We start from the raw sequence: 19844 nt of genomic DNA, 5'->3' as shown, positions 1-19844 counted from the left end.
ACGATCGCCAATTCGAACTATATGGTTCGATCAATCGTGGGCACTCCGTTCGCCTGCCATTCTTTTTGGCCGTCCGACGGCCCGTCCGCGCCCAACCGTTTCAAAGCGCAGATGATGATCCTGTGAACCTATTGGAAGAATTTATGGTTTTGAGATCGCACCGCCCCGCAGCCCTCGCCGGCTTCGCCCTTCTCCTCGGCCTTCTTTCCGCCTGCAGCGAGGAAAAGCCTGCCGCTGGACCGGGCGGAATGCCGGGCGCCGGCGGACCTGTGACGGTCGGCGTCGTGACGCTGAAGGAATCTGACGTAAACGTGAATGCCGTGCTCTCGGGCCGCGTCGTTCCGTTCGCCTCCGCGGACATTCGCCCCCGCGTCGGCGGCATCATTGAGAGCATCGGCTTCGAGGATGGCAAGCCCGTCGAAAAGGGCCAGGTTCTCTACAAGATCGCCGACGACAGCTACGAGGCAACCGTCGCTGTCGCGGAAGCAGCGCTCCAGAAGGCGCGCGCCAGCCTCCCCACGGCCGAAGCCAATGTGACGCGCTACGAACAGCTCGTCGACAGCGGCGGCACGCAGATCCAGCTCGACAATGCCCGCCTGACGCTCGCCCAGGCGCGCGCCGACGTCGCATCGGCAGAAGCCAATCTCAAGGCCGCGCGGATCGATCTCGGTCTCACCGAGGTCCGCGCCCCCATCTCCGGCGTCACCAGCATCTCCAACATCAGCGTGGGCACGGTCGTCACCGCCAGCCAGGCCGATGCGCTGACGACCATCCGCCAGCTCGATCCGATCTACGTGGACCTCACCGACTCCAGCGCCAACCTGCTGCGCCTGCGCGAAGCCATCGCCTCCGGCACGCTCAAGCAGACGCCGAATGTCGGTCAGGTCAAGCTGACGCTGGAGAACGGCACCGCCTATGACAAGATCGGCACGCTCCAGGCGCCCGATTTCACCGTCAGCCAGACCACCGGCAGCTTCTCGATCCGCGTGCGCTTTGAAAACAAGGATCAGCTGCTGCTGCCGGGCATGTTCGTTCGCGCCGCCGTCATGCAGGGCCAGGAGCGCGGTTTCCTTCTGCCGCAACTGGCCGGCAGCCGGGACCCCTCCGGCAACCTGACGGCACGCTTCGTGTCGCCTGAAGGAAAGGTCGAGGAGCGCGTGCTGAAAACCGAACGCGCCATCGACAATGCCTGGCTGATCACCGAAGGCGTCAAGGATGGCGACAAGCTGATCGTCGACGGCCTGCAGCGCATCGGCACCGGCATGGACGTCAAGGCTGAGGAAGTGAAGCTCGGCCCGAGCGGCGAGATCGAGCGGCCCGCCCAAGAACAGGCCCCGGCAGACGCCGGCAAGGCGGGTGAACAGCCCGCCGCGCCGGCCGAAAGCGGAGGCTCGAACTGAGTATGGCACGCTTTTTCATTGACAGGCCCGTCTTCGCCTGGGTGATCGCCATCGCGATCATGATTGGTGGGATGCTGGCCATTTCCACCCTCTCGGTATCGCAATATCCCGATATCGCTCCCACCACCGTCAGCATTTCCGCGACCTATTCGGGCGCAACGGCCGAGGGTGTCGAAAACTCGGTGACGAAAGTGATCGAGCAGGCCATGACCGGCCTCGACGACCTCACCTACATGACATCGAGCTCGTCGCAGGGCGCATCGAGTGTCACCCTCACCTTCGGCCAGACGATCAACCCCGACATTGCCCAGGTGCAAGTGCAGAACAAGCTGCAGCTCGTCACCCCGCAATTGCCCAGCAGCGTGCAGCAGCTTGGCCTGCGCGTCGAACGCTCCACCACGAGCTTCCTGCTCGTCGGCACGCTCGTCTCGACGGATGGCAAGCGCTCCTCCGTCGAGCTCGGCAACATCCTGTCCGGCAACATCGAAGACCAGATCAAGCGCCTTGAAGGCGTCGGCAGCATCAACACCTTCGGCTCCGGCTATGCGATGCGGCTCTGGCTGGACCCCTTCAAACTCAACCAGTTCCAGCTGACGCCCGGCGACGTCACCGCCGCCGTGCAGGCCCAGAACGTCCAGGTTTCGGCCGGTGCCATCGGCAACCAGCCGGTCATTCCCGGCCAGCAATTCACAGCCACCATCACCGCCCAGAGCCAGCTGAAGACCGTCGCCGAATTCGAGGGCATCATCCTCAAATCCGGCCAGGGCGGCGATCTCGTGCGCCTCAGCGATGTCGGGCGCGTCGAGATCGGCCGCGAGACCTATGGCGGCGACAGCCGCTACAAGGGCCTGCCGGCCGCTGGCTTTGCCGTCAACCTCGCCACCGGCGCCAACGCGATTGATACCGCCGCGCGCGTCAAGGAAGCGATGGCCTCGATCGAAAACACGCTGCCCGACAATGTCGAGGTGGTTTATCCCTACGACACATCGCCCTTCGTCGAGCTCTCGATCGAAAAGGTGGTGCACACGCTGATCGAAGCCGTCGTGCTGGTCTTCGTCGTGCTCTTCGTCTTCCTGCAGAGCTTCCGCGCCACGCTGATCCCGACGATCGCCGTGCCGGTCGTCCTGCTCGGCACCTTCGGGATCTTGGCCCTCTTCGGCTATTCCATCAACACGCTCACCATGTTCGCCATGGTGCTGGCTATCGGCCTCCTCGTCGACGACGCCATCGTCGTTGTGGAAAACGTCGAGCGCATAATGGAGGAAGAGAACCTTTCCCCGCGCGAAGCCACACGCAAGTCGATGGACGAGATCACCAGCGCCCTGATCGGCATCGCGCTCGTGCTGACGGCGGTCTTCATTCCCATGGCCTTTTTCGGCGGCTCGGTCGGCATCATCTACCGGCAGTTCTCCGTTACCATCGTCTCGGCCATGCTGCTCTCGGTGCTGGTCGCCCTGGTGCTGACGCCGGCGCTGTGCGCGACGCTTCTGAAGAATACGCACCACAAGCCCAAGAACGTCTTCTTCCGGGCCTTCAACACCGGCTTCGGCAAGGCGACGAACGGTTACGTCTCGACCACCGGCTACCTCCTGAAGCGCACCTTCCGCGTGCTCGTCATGCTGGTCGTAGTCTGCGGCGCCTCCTGGTGGCTTCTCCAGAAGCTGCCGGGCTCCTTCATCCCCGATGAGGACCAGGGCATCCTGCTGACCATCATCACCCTGCCGGAAGGCGCAACGACCGAGCGCTCGCTCGACGTCGTCAAGCAGGTGGAGAAGCACTATCTCGAAAACGAGAAGGAGGCCGTGGACAGCGTCTTCTCCGCCCTCGGCTTCTCCTTCTCCGGCACCGGCCAGAACAATGCCATCACCTTCGTGCGCCTGAAGGACTTCGATGAGCGGACCGACCCGAACCTGTCGGCCCAGGCGGTGGCAGGCCGCGCCATGGGCGCCTTCATGGGCGGCATGCGCGAGGCACAGGTCTTTGCGCTGGCACCGCCCTCCATGCCCGGCCTCGGCACGTCCAGCGGCTTTGAAATGTACCTCGTCGACAACGGCAACAACGGCGCCGCTGCCCTCCAGGATGCGGCAAACCAGCTGGCCGCGGCCGCCCAGGCCTCGGGCGTCGTGACCGGCGTGCGCGGCAACACGACAAGCCGCCAGTCGCAGCTGCGCATCGACATCGACCAGGCAAAGGCCGGCGCGCTCGGCGTCGATCTTGCCGCCGCCAACGCCATGCTCGGCACGATCTTCGCAGGATCGAAAGTCAACGACTTCCTGCTCGAAAACGAGATCCGTCCCGTCTACGTGCAGGGCGATGCGCCGTTCCGCATGCAGCCGGAGGACCTCGGCAAATGGTATGCCCGCAACGCCGCCGGCGAAATGGTGCCCTTCTCGGCCTTTGCCACCACCAGCTGGGTCCAGGGCCTGCCGACGCTCGATCGCTTCAATGGCGTCAGCGCCGTCTCGATCAGCGGTGCGCCCGTTCCAGGCGTCTCCTCCGGCGTCGCCATGGACAAGATGGAAGAGCTGGTCGCCGGCCTACCGGGCGGCTACGGCACGGCCTGGTCGGGCATCTCCTATCAGGAGCGCCTCTCCGGCTCACAGGCACCGATGCTCTACGCCATCTCGATCCTCGTCGTTTTCCTGTGCCTCGCCGCGCTCTATGAAAGCTGGATCGTCCCGGTCTCGGTGATCCTCGCCGTTCCCGTCGGCGTGCTCGGCGCTCTGGCAGCGGCGGTCTATTTCGGCCAGTCCAACGATGTCTACTTCAAGGTGGGTCTTCTGACGACGATCGGCCTAGCCGCCAAGAACGCGATCCTGATCGTGGAGTTCGCCAAGGAACGCTACGATCGCGGCCAGGATCTCCTATCGGCGACCATGGAGGCGGCGCGGCTGCGTCTTCGCCCGATCATCATGACCTCGCTGGCCTTCATCCTCGGCGTTCTGCCGCTGGCTATCGCAACCGGCGCCGGCTCCGCCGCCCAGAATGCCATCGGCATCGGCGTGCTCGGGGGCATGGTGTCCGCAACAGTTCTGGGGATATTCTTTGTCCCGGCGCTTTTCATTCTGATCCAGAAACTCGTAGTTAAGAAGTCAGAAAACCGAACCGGCGAATCAGCGCAGCCCGTTGCGCTTGCCGATGGAGAGACGAAATGAAGTTCGTTCATGCTGTAATCCCGCTTGCCCTTCTCTCCCTGTCGGGCTGCGTCGTGGGTCCTGACTACAAGGCCCCCGAAACCGCGCTGCCGGTGAAGTTTTCCGAGGGCAAGGCCGGCGTCGGTGTCGACAATGCCAATGCCGCCTGGTGGAAGGCGTTCCGCGACCGGAAGCTGGACAGCCTCGTCGAACGTGGCAAGAGCCAGAACCTCACCGTCATGCAGGCGCTGTCCCGCATCGAGGAGGCGCAGGCCAACATCATCGTGGCCGGCGCAGGCGGTCTGCCGTCGCTCAGCAGCCAGTCCAGCGCGGAAGTCAGCGGGCAGGAAGTCATCGGTCCCGGCGGACAGTCCACCGAGCGCAAGCAGGCTTCCACGGCGCTTGGCGCCTCATGGCTGCTGGACCTCTTCGGCCAGTATCGCCGCGCCCGGGAATCGGCAGATGCCTCGCTCGACGCTGCCTACGACAATATCGGCGTGGCGCGCCTCGCCTATCTCTCGGATCTCGTGAGCACCTATATCGACGCGCGCTTCTATCAGGCATCGATTGCGCTGCAGCGCCAGAACCTGGCATCGCGCCGCGAAACACTGAAGCTGACCAACGACATCCGCAGTGCCGGTGCCGCCTCCAGTCTCGACGTGGTTCAGGCCGAAGGCCTCGTCAACGCCACGCTTGCGGAGTTGCCGGCCCTGGAGACGGGTTTCCATGTCGCCGCAAACCACATCGCCACCCTCCTCGGCCAGCCGGCCGCGTCCTTGACGGGCGAACTGATCGGCGGCGCGCCTCAGCCCTCGCCGCGCTTCGACACCAAGGTCGGCGTGCCGGCCGATCTCCTGCGCAATCGCCCGGACGTGCGCGCAGCCGAACGCCAGCTGGCTGCCGCGACCGCCGCCATCGGCGTTGCAGAATCGCAGCTCTACCCGAGCCTGCAGCTCTCCGGCAACGTCAGCCTGTCGCGCGTCGTCACCAGCGCCGTCACCGGCACGGGCAGCCTCTCGGCATGGTCCTTCGGCCCCACCATCAACCTGCCGATCTTCAATGGCGGCGCGCTGAAGGCCCGTGTGACGATTGCCGAGTCCCAGGCCCAGCAGGCCTATCTGAACTGGAAGGCGACCGTCCTGAAGGCTGTCGAGGAAACCGAAAATGCGATGATCGCCCTGCGTCGCGACCGCCAGACGGTGGAAGCGCTGCGCAAGGTCGTCACCTCCTACGAACAGGCCCTCAACCTTGCCCGTGAAAGCTATCGCGGCGGCGCAAGCTCGATCCTCGACGTGCTCGATGCCGAGCGCTCGCTCGCCAGCGGCCGCCTGCAGCTCGCCTCCGGCATTCGCCAATTGGCCCGTGATTACGTCGCCCTCAACATTGCCACGGGCGGCGGCTCGTCCATCGACGATCTCGTGACCATCACCGGAGCTGGCAAGCGCGACGTTGTAGCGAAGGCAACGAACTGACCGCTCGTTCAATCCTGCGGCTTGAGGATCTCATCACAAACCGTCGGACCTCAGTGAAGAAAGGCCCGGCTCCCTTGCGGACCGGGCCTTCTGCTTTGGCGGATGGCGGCCAGGTCATGAAGGCGTAGGCCCGGCCTTGGTGGCCATGAGCCAACCGGGATCATCGCCGTGATATCGCGCTCAGCCGCGCAGAGGCAGCGTCACCGTCTGTTCCAGGCCGCCACCATCCCGGTTCCATATCGAAATCGTTCCACCGTGCTTCTCGATGATCTCGCGGGCAATCGCGAGGCCGAGCCCGGCACCCGGAACGGTCTGCCGCCGCGCCTGATCGACGCGGAAGAAGGGCTCGAAGACGCGCGTCAGGAGCTCGACCGGAATACCGGGGCCGCAATCGACAATCTTGAGCACGACCTTGCCATCCATGATCTTCAGCGTCACCGTAGCCCCCGCGCCGTGGGTCGCGGCATTGACGAACAGATTGCGCAGGGCCCGCTTGAGCGCCAGGGGTGTCCCCGCGATTTCCGCCCGTGGCAGCACGCCCGCAAGAGCGATCCTGAGCTCCGTCTCGCGCATTTCCTGGATGATTTCCGCCACGACGAGGTCGAGACGCACCGGGCCGGCGCCCGCCGCGCCGACCTCCTCGCGCACCAGCCGAACGGCGCTGTCGGCCATGTGCTCGAGCTCATCGAGATCGGCGCTCCATGCGGCTCGCTCCTCCGCATCCGGGAGAAACTCCAGTCGCAGGCGCATCCGCGTCATCGGTGTGCGCATGTCGTGCGCGGCCGCGGCGGCCATGCGCATGCGCCCGGCAATCGCCGAGTTGAGACGCGCCGACAGCCGATTGATGACCGCTGCCGTCGCGCGCACCTCGGCCGGTCCCTTTTCGGCAAGGTTCGGGAGCATGCCATCGGCACCCACCCGACTGACCGTGTCCTCCAGCAAGCGCAGCGGTCGCATCACGATGATGCCGGCATAGTGGGCAACGACGCTGACGCCAATGGCGACCAAAGCAAGATAGGCCAGCAAGGGAATGCTCGCGAATGTATCGCGCCGGGGAATGCCAAGATAGGCAAAACGCCCATCCTGCATGGGAACTGCGACATGTGTCGTGCGCTCCCCGTCTTGTTCGGTACGCCAGAAGACCGAAGTCTCCTCGCCCTGACCACGCTCCCGAAGCAGGTCCCTGACGCTGGCGGTACGCGCGATATCGATCGAATTATAGTCTGGCGCAGGACCAATCTCCAGACCGAGCCGTTCCGCAGCACCAGGATCCTCCTGAAACAGCAGCCGCGCGATCTGGACCTTCTCCGCCACAACTTCGCTCACGCGGGCGTCGGAGGGACGCCGCACAAGATGCATTGTGATAATGCTCGCCAAAATCACCACGATCAGCACGGCAATCATCAGCACAAGGGCGAAACGGGCGCGAAGCGACATGGATCAGCGCACTCGCTCGACGAAGGTGGCCATCTGGTAGCCCTTGTTCCGCACCGTCTTCAGCAGGGTGAAGACCGAGGCTCCGCCGAGCTTCCGTCGAAGCCTCGAGATCAGAATGTCGATCGAGCGATCATACGGATCGGGCGTGCGCCCCTGGGTGAGGGTCAGCAGGTTGTCCCGCGACAGAACGCGGCCCGGGCGCAGGAGAAAGACGGCGAGCAGATCGAACTCACCGCCGGTGAGTTCGATCACCGAGCCATCAGGCGCCGTCACGCTGCGCTGCTCGAGATCGGCGACGTAACCGGCAAACTGGAACCGCGTTTCGGGGAGGGCCACGGAAGCAGCCGCCCGCCCGCGGCGCAGCACGGCGCGGATCCGCGCGACCAGTTCCCGCGGATTGAAGGGCTTGCCAAGATAGTCATCGGCCCCGAATTCGAGACCAATGATGCGGTCGACGTCTTCCCTCAGCGCCGTCAGGAGGATGACGCCCAGCTGCGGAAAGCGCGTGCTGAGGGAACGGCACAGATCCAGCCCCGATCCATCGGGCAGCATCACATCGAGAACGACGAGATCGATAAACTGCTCGGCGAGGCATGCCTCGCACTCCGCACGACTCCCGGCCGAGGTGACGCGAAAGCCCTGGCTATCCAGATACTTCGTCAGCAGCCGGCAGATCTCGGGGTCGTCATCGACGACAAGAATATGGGGCGCGGTTTCCATTTTCGACCTCTGGCGCGATTCCGGCGAAAAGCGGGACGCCTGTCATGCTCTGTCTCTTTGCTTCTATGCGACGCACACTCAAAACCGTTGACGCATGCCTGCCTGACATGCGCCTGACACCTGCGCTCGGCAGCATATGTGGAACAGGTCAGGCCGAGATCTGCCACGATCGAATTCTAAATTAAGCTCTGGCGAACGTTCCATATCCCGGCTGGACCATATTGCAAGACAAAAACCAATCTTCGCAGCTTCCACAAGTGGAACCTACAATTTTGTGAAAAGGCGTAATTTTTAAGCGAAAGACTTGGCACCTTTCGCAGTGCGACATAGATTGCCTGTGGCCTCGTCGCCTTGCGGCCCCGGCCGCGCCATCCCTCTGCCTGAAGCCGTTTCAAAGGAGCCGAGACGATCGACGACTTGACACCCTTCCTGTTGCTTGTGGTCTTCCTGCCCTTCCTGGCCAGCATGCTTGTTCTGTGCGTCCCGGCTCGAAGAGGTGATCTTGCCGGTTGGCTGGCAGGCGGTGTCTCCTTTCTTCTCTTTCTCCTCAACCTGGCCTTTTTTCCCGCCATCAGCGGCGGCACGGTCCTCAGCCACGTCGTGCCCTGGATGCCGGAATACGGGCTTGACCTGAAGCTGCGCATGGACGGCTATTCCTGGCTGTTTGCGACCCTCATTACTGCCATCGGCATGCTCGTCGTCGCCTATGCGCGCTACTACATGTCGCCCAACGACCCCATCCCGCGCTTCTTCGCCCTGTTCCTGGCCTTCATGGGCGCCATGCTTGGCCTCGTCCTGGCGGGCAACCTCATCCTCATCGCCGTCTTCTGGGAAATGACCAGCATCGTGTCCTTCCTGCTGATCGGCTACTGGCACCACAGCGCCGCCGCCCGTGACGGTGCACGCATGGCGCTGATCATGACCGGAACAGGAGGCCTTTGCCTGCTGGTCGGCCTCCTCATCATGGGCAGCATCGTCGGCTCCTATGACCTCGATGTGGTCCTGGCATCCGGCAATGTCATCCGCGAGCATCCGCTCTATCTGACGATGCTCGTCCTCGTCCTGCTCGGTGCCCTGACCAAGAGCGCGCAGTTTCCCTTCCACTTCTGGCTACCGCATGCCATGGCCGCGCCGACCCCTGTATCGGCCTTCCTGCACTCGGCGACGATGGTCAAGGCGGGCGTTTTCCTGCTCACCCGTTTCTGGCCCGTTTTGTCGGGCACGCCCGAATGGTTCTGGTTGCTCGGCCTTGCCGGCCTCGCGACGCTCGTTCTGGGATCCTGGTTCGCCATCTTCCAGCAGGACATCAAGGGCCTCCTGGCCTATTCCACCATCAGCCATCTCGGCCTCATCGTGGTGCTGCTCTCGCTTGGCAGTCCCCTGGCGGCCGTCGCCGCCATTTTCCACACCGCCAACCACGCCACCTTCAAGGCCTCCCTCTTCATGGCCGCCGGTATCATCGACCACGAGACCGGCACGCGCGACATGCGGCGGCTGAGCGGCCTCTTCAGGGCGCTGCCCTATACGGCAACGCTCGCCATGGTCGCCAGCGCCGCCATGGCCGGCGTGCCGCTGCTGAACGGCTTCATCTCAAAGGAAATGTTCTTCGCCGAAGCGATCGAGACGCACCAGCTCAACATTCTGGATACGCTGACGCCCTATCTCGCAACGCTCGCCGGCATGTTCGCGGTCACCTATTCGCTGCGCTTCATTCAAAGCGTCTTCTTCGGCCCGCCCGCCACCGATCTGCCGAAAGATCCCCACGAGCCGGCGCGCTGGATGCGCGCGCCGATCGAGCTGCTCGTGCTGATCTGCCTGATCATCGGCATCGTGCCGGCCTATACGATCGGCCCCTTCCTGCATCTGGCCGTCGTGTCTGTTCTCGGTACGCAAACGCCGGAATATTCGCTCTCCATCTGGCATGGCTTCAACATGCCGCTGGTCATGAGTCTGGTCGCGCTGGTCGGCGGCGTCGTCCTGCACCTCATCCTGAAAAATTACCTGAAGACCAGCCCGGAAGGTCCGCCGCTGATCCGCCGCCTCGAAGGGCAACGCATCTTCGAGCGCGTGCTGGTCGCCGTTTCCTGGAAATGGGCACGCGCCGTGGAAGCCTTCGCCGGCACCCGCCGTCTGCAGCCGCAGATGCGCCTTCTGTTTGGCATCGCCATCGCCGCCGTCGGCGTACCGCTGTTTCTGGCCCGCTTCAATCCGCCGGACGTGACCCTGCGTGCTGCCGATCCTGTGCTGGCGTTCGTCTGGCTGGTGGGCGGCGGCTGCGCGATCGCGGCTGCCTATCAGGCGAAGTTCCATCGCCTGGCAGCTCTGGTGCTGCTCGGCGGCGCCGGGCTTGCCACCTGCATCACCTTCGTCTGGTTTTCCGCCCCAGATCTCGCCCTCACGCAGTTTTTGGTGGAGATCGTCACCACCGTTCTGATCCTGCTCGGCCTTCGCTGGCTCCCGAAGCGCTTCAAGAGCGTCAATCCGGCCGAGGAAAACGCCCTGAACGTCAGGCTTCGCCGCCTGCGCGACCTCGTCATGGCCGTCTTCGCCGGTCTTGGCCTCGCCGTGCTCTCCTACACCGTCATGACGACGCCGCAGGGGCAGACCATCGCAGACGAATTCCTCAAGCGCGCCTATCCTGAAGGCGGCGGCACCAATGTGGTCAATGTCATCCTCGTCGACTTCCGCAGTTTCGATACGCTCGGGGAAATCGGCGTGCTGGCCATCGTCGCCCTGACCGTCTTTGCCCTTCTTCTGCGCTTCCGCCCCGCGACCGACAGCCTTGAAAAGCCGGAGCAGCAGCGGATCCAGAACGCCTTCGACAGCGACCATCCGGACCGCGACGACGGCGAAAGCGCCACCGAATACGTCTTCATCCCCTCGGTGCTGATGCGCTGGCTGTTCCCGGTCATTGGCCTCTTCGCCGCCTGGCTGTTCTTCCGTGGCCACGATATGCCCGGCGGCGGTTTTGCGGCCGGCATCGCCATGTCGATCGGCTTCATCCTGCAATACATGGCCGGCGGTACACGCTGGGTCGAGGAGCGGCTGCGCATCCACCCGCTGCGCTGGGCGGGTATCGGCCTCGTGCTGGCGACGGCGACGGGCCTTGCCTCCTGGGTCTTCGGCTATCCGTTCCTGACGACCTATTTCCAGTATCTCGACCTTCCTTATCTCGGGAAGATCCCGGCCGCCTCAGCGCTCATCTTCGACCTCGGCGTTTTCTCCCTCGTGCTCGGCGCCACCGTCCTCATCCTCATCGCGCTCGCCCACCAGTCAGTGCGCGCCCCCCGCGCCCATGCCCGTGCCCAGAAGCGTGCGGCCGCATCGGCCAACAGTGCGGAGGCTCCGGAATGGAACTGATCCTCTCGGCGGCCATCGGCGTTCTTGCGGCATCCGGCATCTGGCTCATCCTGCGCCCGCGCACCTATCAGGTGGTCATCGGCCTGTCCCTGCTCTCCTATGCGGTCAACCTCTTCATCTTCAGCATGGGACGCCTGCGCGTCGATGCACCACCGGTCATCGACAAGATCGCCAATCCGCCCGTTGCCGCCTACACCGATCCCGTGCCGCAGGCGCTTGTGCTGACGGCCATCGTCATCGGCTTTGCCATGACAGCCCTCTTTCTCGTCGTGCTGCTCGCCTCGCGCGGCTTCACCCGCACCGACCATGTCGATGGCAGGGAGTAGCGGGCCATGCCGAACCACCTGATAACCCTGCCCATCCTGCTGCCACTGATCGTTGCGGCCGCCATGATCCCGATCAGTGAACGCAGCCGCATCCTCAAGGGCCTGCTCGGCGTCTCGACCACCTTCGTCGTCTTCATCATTTCCGTCGTCCTGATGCGTCAGGCGGCAGAAGCCGACGCCGTGCCGTTGGTCTACCTGCTCGGCAACTGGTCATCCGCGTTCGGCATCGTTCTCGTCGCCGATCGACTGTCCGTGCTGATGCTGTTTCTCACCAGCATTCTGGCGCTGGCCGCGCAGGTCTATGGCATGGCGAAGTGGCACACGGCCGGGTACCACTTCCACAGCCTGTTCCTGATGCTGGTCGCCGGCCTCAACGGCGCCTATCTCACCGGCGACATTTTCAATCTCTTCGTCTTTTTCGAGATGCTGCTGGCCGCCTCCTACGGCCTGTTGCTGCACGGCTCAGGTCCGCAGCGCGTGCGCGCCGGGCTGCATTACATCGCCATCAATCTTGCGGCCTCCTCGCTCTTCCTCGTCGGCATCGCGCTCATCTACGGCGCGGCGGGAACGCTGAACATGGCCGGCATCGCGCTTGCCTTTCGCGAGGCGGAGCCAGCAAACCGGCTCTTGCTCGAGGCCGGCGCCACCGCCATCGGCATCACCTTCCTGATCAAGGCGGGCATGTGGCCGCTGTGCTTCTGGCTGCCGGGGGCCTACTCCGTCGCGACGCCGCCGGCAGCCGCCATCTTTGCCATTCTCAGCAAGGTCGGCATCTACATTCTGCTGCGCCTCAGCGTACTGGTCTTCGGCCCCGGATCCGGCGCGTCTGCCGGCTTTGGCCAGGCGCTGCTCTTTTACGGCGGCCTTGCCACCATCGCCTTCGGCATGATCGGCGTTCTCGCCTCCCAGGCCATGGGGCGTCTGGCGAGCTATTGCGTGCTGGTTTCCTCCGGCACCTTGCTGGCCGCCATCGGCCTCGGCAAGCCGGAGGTGATCGGCGGCGCGCTCTTCTACCTCGTCAGTTCCACCCTGACGCTGGCCGCCCTCTTCCTGCTGATCGAGCTTGTCGAACGCGGCCGCGATGCGGGCGCCGACGTTCTGGCGGTGACGATGGAGGCCTACGGCGATGCAGAAGACGAAGAAGTGGAGCAGGAAGTCGGGGTTGCCATTCCCGCCACGATCGCGGTGCTCGGCTTCTGCTTCTCGGCCTGCGGCATCCTGATTGCCGGCCTGCCGCCGCTGTCCGGTTTCCTGGCCAAATTCGCGATGCTCAGCGGCGTCATCGGTGGCAATCCCGGCGCCGTGACGGCCGCGCAGTGGAGCTTTGTCGCCCTTCTCATCGTCTCCGGTCTTGCCGCCATGATCGCCATGAGCCGCGCCGGCATCCGCACCTTCTGGGCCTCGCTGGAAGGCACCGTGCCGCGCGTCATGGTCGTCGAGATCCTGCCCGTCATCATGCTGCTCGGCATTTGCGTGCTCTTCAGCATCCGGGCGGCCTCCGCCATCGCCTACATGGATGATACGGCAGACGCGCTGATGGAGCCGGCCCGCTACATCGAGGCCGTGCGTGGCGCGGTCACCGTGCCGCCGGCCGAACAGGTCATTGGCGCCAAACCCGTTGCGGAAGGAGGCTGAGGCCATGCGCTACTGGTTTCCCTTCCCGCTGCTGACACTTGGCCTGCTGGTCATGTGGATCGTCATGACGCGCTCGGCATCGACGGCCAATCTGCTCCTCGGCATCCTCCTGTCGGTCCCCGCCGCCTGGGCCATGGTCAATCTGGAACCCCTGAAGTCACGCGTGCGTGGCCCTGGCGCCATGGTGCGCCTTGCCGGCAATGTCGTCACGGACCTGACGCTCTCCAACATGAAGGTCGCCCGCAGCATCCTCAGAAGTCTCCGCCGCCCGCCGCGCTCGGGCTTTGCTACGGTGCATCTGACGCTGAAGGACGAGAACGGTCTCGCCCTCCTGGCCTGCATCCTGACGGCGACGCCCGGGACCGCCTGGCTTTCCTTCGACCGGCGCAGTGGCACGCTTCTGTTGCATATTCTCGACCTCGACGATTCCGAGGACTGGCCGACGATCATCCGGGATCGCTATGAAAAACCGCTTTTGGAGATTTTCCGATGACGGCGCTTTTCCTTGTCTGGTCCATCCAGTTCGCGCAGATCCTGCTCGGCGCCGCCATGCTGCTGATCCTTTACCGGATCATCAAGGGCCCCCGCGCACAGGACCGCATCCTCGGCCTCGACGTGCTCTACGTGAACGCCATGCTGATGCTTATCACCTTCGGCATTCGCACCGGCGACAGCATCTACTTCGAAATCTCGCTGGCGGTCGCGCTGCTCGGCTTCGTCTCCACCATCGCGCTCGCCAAATTCCTCATGCGCGGCGAGGTGATCGAATGACCGGGATTGCCGACCTGCCCGTCTGGGCCGCCATCATCGTCTGCCTGCTCGTTCTGGCCGGTAGCCTCTTTTCGCTGATCGGTGCCATCGGCATGGTGCGCCTGCCGGAATTCTACCAGCGGCTCCACGCGCCGGGCCTTGCCACCAGCGGCGCTGTCATTCTCGTCTGCCTCGGCTCGGGTCTCTGCTTTGCGCTGCTGGAAGGCCGCTGGATCGTGCATGAGGTGCTGATCATCATCTTCACGGTGCTGACGACACCGATCACGCTCATGCTGCTCGGCAAGGCCTCGCTCTACCGCGACCGCACCGAGGGCAACGATGTGCCGGCCAAGACCGTGCCCGGCCCTTCCATCGCCGATGCAGCCGCCAACCGCCTGCCGGAACTGCCGACGGAGTAGCCCCGCCTACTCGTCCAGCCCGGCATTTCCATCGCGGCCACGGAAGCGGCGCTGGTACGCAGCGTCATAAAGCGCACTTTCGCGAAACCCTTCGGCGGCCAGCGTGCGCCCCACGAAGACGAGGGCTGTGCGCTCGATCGGCTCTTCAGAGACTTTCGCCTCGATATCGCCGAGCGTGCCGCGCACCACCCGCTCATCCGGCCAGGAGGCCTTGACGACGATGGCGACGGGGCAATCGGTCCCATAGAGCGGCGAAAGCTCCGCAACGATCCGCGGCAGGGCGTGAATGGCGAGGTGAATGGCGAGCGTCGCGCCCGTCGCACCGAAGCCGGCGAGCGTTTCGCCGGCCGGCATGGGCGAGGCCCGGCCGGAAACCCGCGTCAGGACGAGGCTCTGTGCCACGGCGGGAAGGGTCAACTCCCGCCCGAGCGTTGCCGCCGCCGCCGCAAAGGACGGAACGCCCGGCGTCAGCGTGTAGGGGATGCCGTGCTTTTCCAGCCGGCGGATCTGCTCGGCCACGGCGCTCCAGACGGACAGATCCCCCGAATGCAGCCGCGCCACATCCTCGCCCGCCTGATGCGCCCGCACATATTCCGCCTCGATCTCGTCCAGCGACATCGGCGCCGTATCGACGATGCGCGCATCCGCCCGGCACCAGGTGAGAAGCTCCGGCGAGACGATCGAACCGGCGTAGAGGCACACCGGCGCCCGCGCGATAATATCGCGTCCGCGAACCGTAATCAGATCCGCCGCGCCCGGCCCGGCTCCGATGAAATGCACGGTCATGATGATGGTCCTTTCAATGCAGGAATGTTTGCGCGTGGTTGGCCAGTCGCAGGTGTCGGAGGGCTGGGCACCCCCTCGCCCTGCCCTCTCCCCGTTGGGGAGAAGAGATCCCTGCCACAAACCGAGCGGTGAATGAGAAGAAGAAGCGCGCGACGCGTCCCTTCTCCCCTCGGGGAGAAGGTGCCCGAAGGGCGGATGAGCGGCCTGCGCCCAAACCGTCAAGGCGCGCCGTCACGACGGCTTCACCCAGCGCCACTGCGTGACCGGCATGGCCGGACGCCAGCCCGTCATGCCGCCGACCGGGCTGGCCCGGGCAATGTCGATGCGGATCAGGTTGCCGCCGAGGCGCTGGTGAGCGGCAAGCAGCAACGCCTCCATCTCCAGTGTCACGCCATTGGCGACGAGACGCCCGCCCGGCTTCAGCGCGGCGACGGCGGCGTCGAACACGCCCGCCTCGCTGCCGCCGCCACCGATGAAGATCGCGTCCGGTGTCGGCAGGCCAGTCAGCGCCGCAGGCGCAACACCCTCCACCAGAACCAGTCCCGGCACGCCGAAAGCCACCGCATTGCGCCGGATGCGCTGCGATCGTTCCCCATGCTGCTCGATGGCAATCGCCCGGTTGGCGACGTCGGCCAGCATCCACTCGATACCGATCGAGCCGGAACCCGCACCGATATCCCAGAGCAATTCGCCCCGGCGCGGCTGCAGCGCAGACAGCGTGATGGCGCGGACCTCGGACTTGGTGATCTGCCCGTCATGCTCAAAGAGACCGTCGTCGAGCCCCGCCGCACGCGGCAGGACCCGCGCCTCGGCATCCGCGACGACCTCGATGGCGCAGAGGTTCAGCGCATTGACGTTCGTCAGCGCGAAGCTGCCGGCCGGCCCGTGCGTCACCCGCTCCTCGCTGCCGCCGAGCGCCTCCAGAACCGTCAGCATCGAACGACCAAATCCCGTCGCCGTCAGCAGTGCGGCGAGCGCCGCGGGCCCGTCGCCATCCGAGGTCAGCGCCAGAAGGCGGGCGCCGGGTTGCAGATGCGGGCGGATGAGATCGAGCGGCCGGCCATGCAAAGAGACGGTCGTGACATCCTGCAACGCCCAGCCGAGCCGGGCCGCCGCAAGGCTGAAGCTGGAGGGCGCCGGCATCACCCGCATTTCCGCAATCGCAATGCGCCGCGACAGCGTCACGCCGACGCCGAAGAAGAAGGGATCGCCCGAAGCCAGCACCACGGTCGGCGTACCGCGTCCGTCCACCACCGCCTGCACGGCGGCATCGAAGGGAACCGGCCAGCGCACCGGCTTGCCGGCAATCAGCGGCGCCGCGAGGTCCAGATGCCGCTCGCCGCCAAAGACCGTCGCGGCCGCCGCGATCGCCCGCTTGGCCTCGTCGCCAAGACCCGCTAGACCATCCTCGCCGATGCCGACCACGGTCAGCCAGGGGCGCACGGCAAGGCACGAGGGATCAAGGGTAGACATGGGCGCGCACCGCATTCTCATTCTGGGCGGCACGACCGAAGCCCGCCGGCTGGCGGAACGCCTTGCCGGCCTGCCCGATATCGAAGCCACCATTTCGCTGGCGGGCCGCACGGCCGAGCCGCGTCCCCTGCCGCTTCCGACCCGCATCGGCGGTTTCGGCGGCGCCGAAGGCCTCGCCCGATACCTGAAGGACGAGGCGATCGACCTTCTGATCGACGCCACGCACCCTTTCGCAGCCCGAATGTCCATCAACGCGGCCGAGGCGTCGGTCGGCACGGGTACGCCCGTCTTCGCGCTGCGCCGCACCGCCTGGCAGCCCGTCGCGGGCGATCGCTGGACGTCCGTCACGGAGATCGACGCGGCCGTCCGGGCGCTTGGCGAAACGCCCCGCCGCGTCTTCCTCGCCATCGGCCGGCAGGAAGCCCATCGCTTCGCCGCCGCCCCGCAGCACCATTATCTGATCCGCAGCGTCGATCCCGTCGATCCGCCGCTGTCCGTGCCGAGCGCGAACTACATTCTCTCCGCAGGCCCCTTCACGCTGGAAGCCGAGACCGCGCTCTTCGCCGGCCACGCCATCGACGTCATCGTCACCAAGAACAGCGGCGGCGAGGCGACGGCCGCCAAGCTCGCAGCCGCCCGTGTGCTTGGGATCGACGTGATCATGGTCGAGCGCCGCCTGCCGCCGCAGGTGCCGACGGTCGAAACCGTGGAGGCTGCGCTCGCCGCCATCGCTCATCGCTTCGGCGTCCCGGATGTGGGATCGATAAAGCGCGGCGTATAGACGAGATCCGGCAGGTCCGGACGCGCGATGATCCGCGTTTCCGGCGACCCAATGATGACGCAGGTCGCCATGTCCGCCAGCGCCGCATCGGCTTCCACAAGCGGCTTCACCACGATGCGCTCGTCCGGCCGACCGGCCGCGCGTCCGAAGATGACAGGCACGGATGCCGGCAGAAGGCCCCGCAGGAGCGTAAAGGCCTCACCGAGTTGCCAGGGCCGGGCCTTGGAGATGGGATTGTAGAGCGCGATTACCATGCCAGCCTCGGCCATCAGCCGCAAGCGATGGGTAATCACCTCCCAGGGCTTCAGATTGTCCGAAAGCGAGATGGCGCAGAAGTCATGCCCGAGCGGGGCGCCGATGCGCGCGGCCACGGCCAGCATCGCGGTGACGCCGGGCGTCACGATGAATTCGATCTCGCGCCATTCGGCCGGCCCCGCATCGATCGCCTCGCACATGGCAGCCGCCATGGCAAAGACGCCGGGATCGCCGCCGGAGACGACGCAGACATCGACGCCCGCTGCTGCCCGGGTCAGCGCATGGCGGGCGCGATCAAGCTCTTCGCGGTTGTCGGAGGCGACGCGCACCTGGTCGGGCCGAAGCGTCAGCCGATCGAGATAGGGTCCGTAGCCGAAGAATTCCGTCGCTGCCGAAACGGCAGCCAGCGCCTCGGGCGTCATCTGCTCCGGGCTGCCCGGCCCGGTGCCGACGACGTAGAGGCGCCCGCGCTGTGCCCCCGCCGTCATGGCCGTGCCTTCCAGCCGGGCACCAGCACCAGCGAGAAATAGGGCGCCTCGTCCGTTTCCTTCTCGGCGAGCGAGATCATCGCCTGGTTGGCCATGGTGCCGCGCTCGACGTAGATGGCATTGTCCAGCTTGCCGGCGGCCTGCAGCGCCCGGCGGATCTTTGGCAGGTTGCGGCCCACCTTCATGATCACGGCGCCTTCCGTATCCGACAGGCGGCGCGTCAGCTCGAACTCGGGCATGGTTCCGGGCAGCACGGACAGGACATCATCGCCCTGCACCAGAGGCATGCCCGCGGCCGACCAGCAGCCGGACATGGCCGTGATGCCGGGAATGACCTCGGTCGTATAGCGATGCGCGAGGCGCACATGCAGATGCATGTAGGAGCCATAAAACAGCGGATCACCTTCCGAGAGGATGGCGACCGTGCGGCCGGCCTCGAGATGGGCGGCAACGGCCGCGGCCGACGCGTCGTAAAAGCCGGTGATCTGGCTCTTGTAACCGTCCTCTTCCTTGTCGATCTCGGTCGTCACGGGATAGTAGAGCGGCAGTTCTTCCGTGTGCTTGCGCGCGAGGCGGTCGATGATGCCGCGGCCGTTGCCGCGCCGTCCCGCCTTGGCGAAATAGGCGAGAACGTCGCAATCCTCGATGATCCGCACGGCCTTGACGGTCAGAAGATCCGGATCACCGGGTCCGGTGCCGACGCCATAGAGCAGGCCCTTCATCTCGGCCGCGCTCACAGGCCCGGCCTCGCGAGCGAATTCAGCGCCGCCGCCGTCATCGCCGAGCCGCCAAGGCGTCCGCGCACGATGGCGAAGGGCACGCCGTAGGACTGCTCGGCCAGCGCATCCTTGCTTTCGGCCGCACCGACGAAACCGACCGGCATGCCGAGGATCGCCGCCGGCTTCGGTGCGCCATCGCGAAGTTTTTCGAGCAGGTAGAAGAGCGCGGTCGGCGCATTGCCGATCGCCACGACTGCACCCGCCATCCTGTCCATCCACAGATCGATGGCCGCGGCCGAGCGCGTATTGCCGATCGCCTTGGCGATCTCGGCCGTGCGCGGGTCGCGCAGCGTGCAGATCACCTCGTTCTTGGCCGGCAGCCGTGCATGCGTCACGCCATGCGCCACCATGTTGGCGTCGCACAGGATCGGCGCCCCGGCCTTGAGCGCACCGCGGGCCGCAGCGACGAAGTCGGGCGAGAAGACAAAATGCTGCGCAGCCTCGACAAGGCCGCAGGCATGCACCATGCGCACCGCAAGGTCGGCTTCCGCTTCGGAAAAGCGTGTCAGATCCGCTTCGGCCCGGATGATGGCGAAGGAGCGCTCATAAATCGCATCGCCCTCGCGGATGTAATCGTAGTCTGGCATTCCTGATCCTGGCCGCTCATCCAGGCCGTCTCACGGGCCTGA

General features: G+C 65.4%; 17 protein-coding genes. 10 read left to right on the top strand and 7 right to left on the bottom strand.

All coding sequences use genetic code 11. The features are described 5' to 3' along the window. The first annotated feature begins 143 nt into the window (after window positions 1-143). The 3 genes from F3H41_RS14150 to F3H41_RS14140 are packed head-to-tail and all read left to right on the top strand — an operon-like array spanning window position 144 to window position 6006. Window positions 144-1400, top strand: coding sequence for an efflux RND transporter periplasmic adaptor subunit (locus F3H41_RS14150; RefSeq protein WP_149739338.1), 1257 nt, complete (start codon window positions 144-146; stop codon window positions 1398-1400). Between the two features lie 2 nt (window positions 1401-1402). Continuing rightward, complete coding sequence (locus F3H41_RS14145; protein WP_149739337.1) at window positions 1403-4555, top strand: efflux RND transporter permease subunit; 3153 nt, start codon at window positions 1403-1405, stop codon at window positions 4553-4555. Continuing rightward, on the top strand, window positions 4552-6006 hold the full coding sequence (locus F3H41_RS14140) for an efflux transporter outer membrane subunit (RefSeq protein WP_149739336.1): 1455 nt from the start codon (window positions 4552-4554) through the stop codon (window positions 6004-6006). Before F3H41_RS14145 ends, F3H41_RS14140 begins: the two co-directional genes overlap by 4 nt. 180 nt (window positions 6007-6186) lie before the next feature. Here the strand turns inward: F3H41_RS14140 and F3H41_RS14135 are convergent, their stop codons facing one another. Continuing rightward, the gene (locus F3H41_RS14135; protein ID WP_149739335.1) at window positions 6187-7443 is read right to left on the bottom strand and encodes an ATP-binding protein; all 1257 of its coding nucleotides are present in this window, start codon (window positions 7441-7443) and stop codon (window positions 6187-6189) included. 3 nt (window positions 7444-7446) lie between these two features. Beyond that, complete coding sequence (locus F3H41_RS14130) at window positions 7447-8163, bottom strand: response regulator transcription factor (protein WP_149739334.1); 717 nt, start codon at window positions 8161-8163, stop codon at window positions 7447-7449. 417 nt (window positions 8164-8580) lie between these two features. On the opposite strand from F3H41_RS14130, the gene F3H41_RS14125 reads away from it, so the two are divergent. The 6 genes from F3H41_RS14125 to mnhG are packed head-to-tail and all read left to right on the top strand — an operon-like array spanning window position 8581 to window position 14653. After that, window positions 8581-11523 (top strand): monovalent cation/H+ antiporter subunit A, encoded by a 2943-nt coding sequence (locus F3H41_RS14125; RefSeq protein WP_280177047.1) that lies wholly within the window; start codon window positions 8581-8583, stop codon window positions 11521-11523. After that, entirely contained in the window at window positions 11514-11849 is a 336-nt protein-coding gene (locus tag F3H41_RS14120) for a Na+/H+ antiporter subunit C (protein WP_149739332.1), read from the top strand. Before F3H41_RS14125 ends, F3H41_RS14120 begins: the two co-directional genes overlap by 10 nt. A 6-nt stretch (window positions 11850-11855) precedes the next feature. Then, entirely contained in the window at window positions 11856-13484 is a 1629-nt protein-coding gene (locus F3H41_RS14115; protein ID WP_149739330.1) for a monovalent cation/H+ antiporter subunit D, read from the top strand. 4 nt (window positions 13485-13488) lie between these two features. Continuing rightward, a complete protein-coding gene (locus tag F3H41_RS14110; protein WP_149739329.1) occupies window positions 13489-13977 on the top strand; it encodes a Na+/H+ antiporter subunit E in 489 nt (162 codons plus the stop codon). Continuing rightward, window positions 13974-14255 (top strand): K+/H+ antiporter subunit F, encoded by a 282-nt coding sequence (locus F3H41_RS14105; RefSeq protein WP_149739328.1) that lies wholly within the window; start codon window positions 13974-13976, stop codon window positions 14253-14255. Before F3H41_RS14110 ends, F3H41_RS14105 begins: the two co-directional genes overlap by 4 nt. Further along, the gene (mnhG, locus tag F3H41_RS14100) at window positions 14252-14653 is read left to right on the top strand and encodes a monovalent cation/H(+) antiporter subunit G (protein ID WP_149739327.1); all 402 of its coding nucleotides are present in this window, start codon (window positions 14252-14254) and stop codon (window positions 14651-14653) included. Before F3H41_RS14105 ends, mnhG begins: the two co-directional genes overlap by 4 nt. A 6-nt stretch (window positions 14654-14659) precedes the next feature. On the opposite strand, the gene cobM is transcribed toward mnhG, so the two are convergent. Further along, window positions 14660-15439 (bottom strand): precorrin-4 C(11)-methyltransferase, encoded by a 780-nt coding sequence (gene cobM, locus F3H41_RS14095; protein WP_149739326.1) that lies wholly within the window; start codon window positions 15437-15439, stop codon window positions 14660-14662. 231 nt (window positions 15440-15670) lie between these two features. Beyond that, window positions 15671-16912 carry a precorrin-6y C5,15-methyltransferase (decarboxylating) subunit CbiE gene (cbiE, locus tag F3H41_RS14090; RefSeq protein WP_244616196.1) on the bottom strand — a complete coding sequence of 414 codons (1242 nt, stop codon included), beginning with the start codon at window positions 16910-16912 and terminating at the stop codon, window positions 15671-15673. On the opposite strand from cbiE, the gene F3H41_RS14085 reads away from it, so the two are divergent. Beyond that, on the top strand, window positions 16911-17693 hold the full coding sequence (locus tag F3H41_RS14085) for a cobalt-precorrin-6A reductase (RefSeq protein ID WP_149739324.1): 783 nt from the start codon (window positions 16911-16913) through the stop codon (window positions 17691-17693). The two genes, cbiE and F3H41_RS14085, sit on opposite strands and share 2 nt — an antisense overlap. On the opposite strand, the gene F3H41_RS14080 is transcribed toward F3H41_RS14085, so the two are convergent. From F3H41_RS14080 to F3H41_RS14070, 3 genes are read right to left on the bottom strand one after another with little or no spacing between them, the layout of a single operon-like run. After that, a complete protein-coding gene (locus tag F3H41_RS14080; protein ID WP_149739323.1) occupies window positions 17645-18436 on the bottom strand; it encodes a precorrin-3B C(17)-methyltransferase in 792 nt (263 codons plus the stop codon). The genes F3H41_RS14085 and F3H41_RS14080 overlap by 49 nt on opposite strands. After that, window positions 18433-19158: a precorrin-2 C(20)-methyltransferase gene (locus F3H41_RS14075; RefSeq protein WP_149739425.1), complete on the bottom strand. Its 726-nt coding sequence runs from the start codon at window positions 19156-19158 to the stop codon at window positions 18433-18435. Before F3H41_RS14075 ends, F3H41_RS14080 begins: the two co-directional genes overlap by 4 nt. Before the next feature lie 11 nt (window positions 19159-19169). Then, window positions 19170-19802 carry a precorrin-8X methylmutase gene (locus tag F3H41_RS14070; RefSeq protein WP_149739322.1) on the bottom strand — a complete coding sequence of 211 codons (633 nt, stop codon included), beginning with the start codon at window positions 19800-19802 and terminating at the stop codon, window positions 19170-19172. Window positions 19803-19844: the final 42 nt, after the last annotated feature.

The organism is Rhizobium sp. RU20A (assembly GCF_900155885.1).
Taxonomy (GTDB): domain Bacteria; phylum Pseudomonadota; class Alphaproteobacteria; order Rhizobiales; family Rhizobiaceae; genus RU20A.
The sequence above is the reverse complement of the archived record's forward strand: the minus strand, read 5'-3'. Positions and strand labels throughout refer to the sequence as shown.

Excerpts from the sequence above, each read along its gene's own strand:
- F3H41_RS14150 (WP_149739338.1), top strand. The coding sequence starts at position 144 with ATGGTTTTGAGATCGCACCGCCCCGCAGCCCTCGCCGGCTTCGCCCTT.
- F3H41_RS14145 (WP_149739337.1), top strand. The coding sequence starts at position 1,403 with ATGGCACGCTTTTTCATTGACAGGCCCGTCTTCGCCTGGGTGATCGCC.
- F3H41_RS14140 (WP_149739336.1), top strand. The coding sequence starts at position 4,552 with ATGAAGTTCGTTCATGCTGTAATCCCGCTTGCCCTTCTCTCCCTGTCG.
- F3H41_RS14135 (WP_149739335.1), bottom strand. The coding sequence starts at position 7,443 with ATGTCGCTTCGCGCCCGTTTCGCCCTTGTGCTGATGATTGCCGTGCTG.
- F3H41_RS14130 (WP_149739334.1), bottom strand. The coding sequence starts at position 8,163 with ATGGAAACCGCGCCCCATATTCTTGTCGTCGATGACGACCCCGAGATC.
- F3H41_RS14120 (WP_149739332.1), top strand. The coding sequence starts at position 11,514 with ATGGAACTGATCCTCTCGGCGGCCATCGGCGTTCTTGCGGCATCCGGC.
- F3H41_RS14115 (WP_149739330.1), top strand. The coding sequence starts at position 11,856 with ATGCCGAACCACCTGATAACCCTGCCCATCCTGCTGCCACTGATCGTT.
- F3H41_RS14110 (WP_149739329.1), top strand. The coding sequence starts at position 13,489 with ATGCGCTACTGGTTTCCCTTCCCGCTGCTGACACTTGGCCTGCTGGTC.
- F3H41_RS14105 (WP_149739328.1), top strand. The coding sequence starts at position 13,974 with ATGACGGCGCTTTTCCTTGTCTGGTCCATCCAGTTCGCGCAGATCCTG.
- mnhG (WP_149739327.1), top strand. The coding sequence starts at position 14,252 with ATGACCGGGATTGCCGACCTGCCCGTCTGGGCCGCCATCATCGTCTGC.
- cobM (WP_149739326.1), bottom strand. The coding sequence starts at position 15,439 with ATGACCGTGCATTTCATCGGAGCCGGGCCGGGCGCGGCGGATCTGATT.
- F3H41_RS14085 (WP_149739324.1), top strand. The coding sequence starts at position 16,911 with ATGGGCGCGCACCGCATTCTCATTCTGGGCGGCACGACCGAAGCCCGC.
- cbiE (WP_244616196.1), bottom strand. The coding sequence starts at position 16,912 with ATGTCTACCCTTGATCCCTCGTGCCTTGCCGTGCGCCCCTGGCTGACC.
- F3H41_RS14080 (WP_149739323.1), bottom strand. The coding sequence starts at position 18,436 with ATGACGGCGGGGGCACAGCGCGGGCGCCTCTACGTCGTCGGCACCGGG.
- F3H41_RS14075 (WP_149739425.1), bottom strand. The coding sequence starts at position 19,158 with ATGAAGGGCCTGCTCTATGGCGTCGGCACCGGACCCGGTGATCCGGAT.
- F3H41_RS14070 (WP_149739322.1), bottom strand. The coding sequence starts at position 19,802 with ATGCCAGACTACGATTACATCCGCGAGGGCGATGCGATTTATGAGCGC.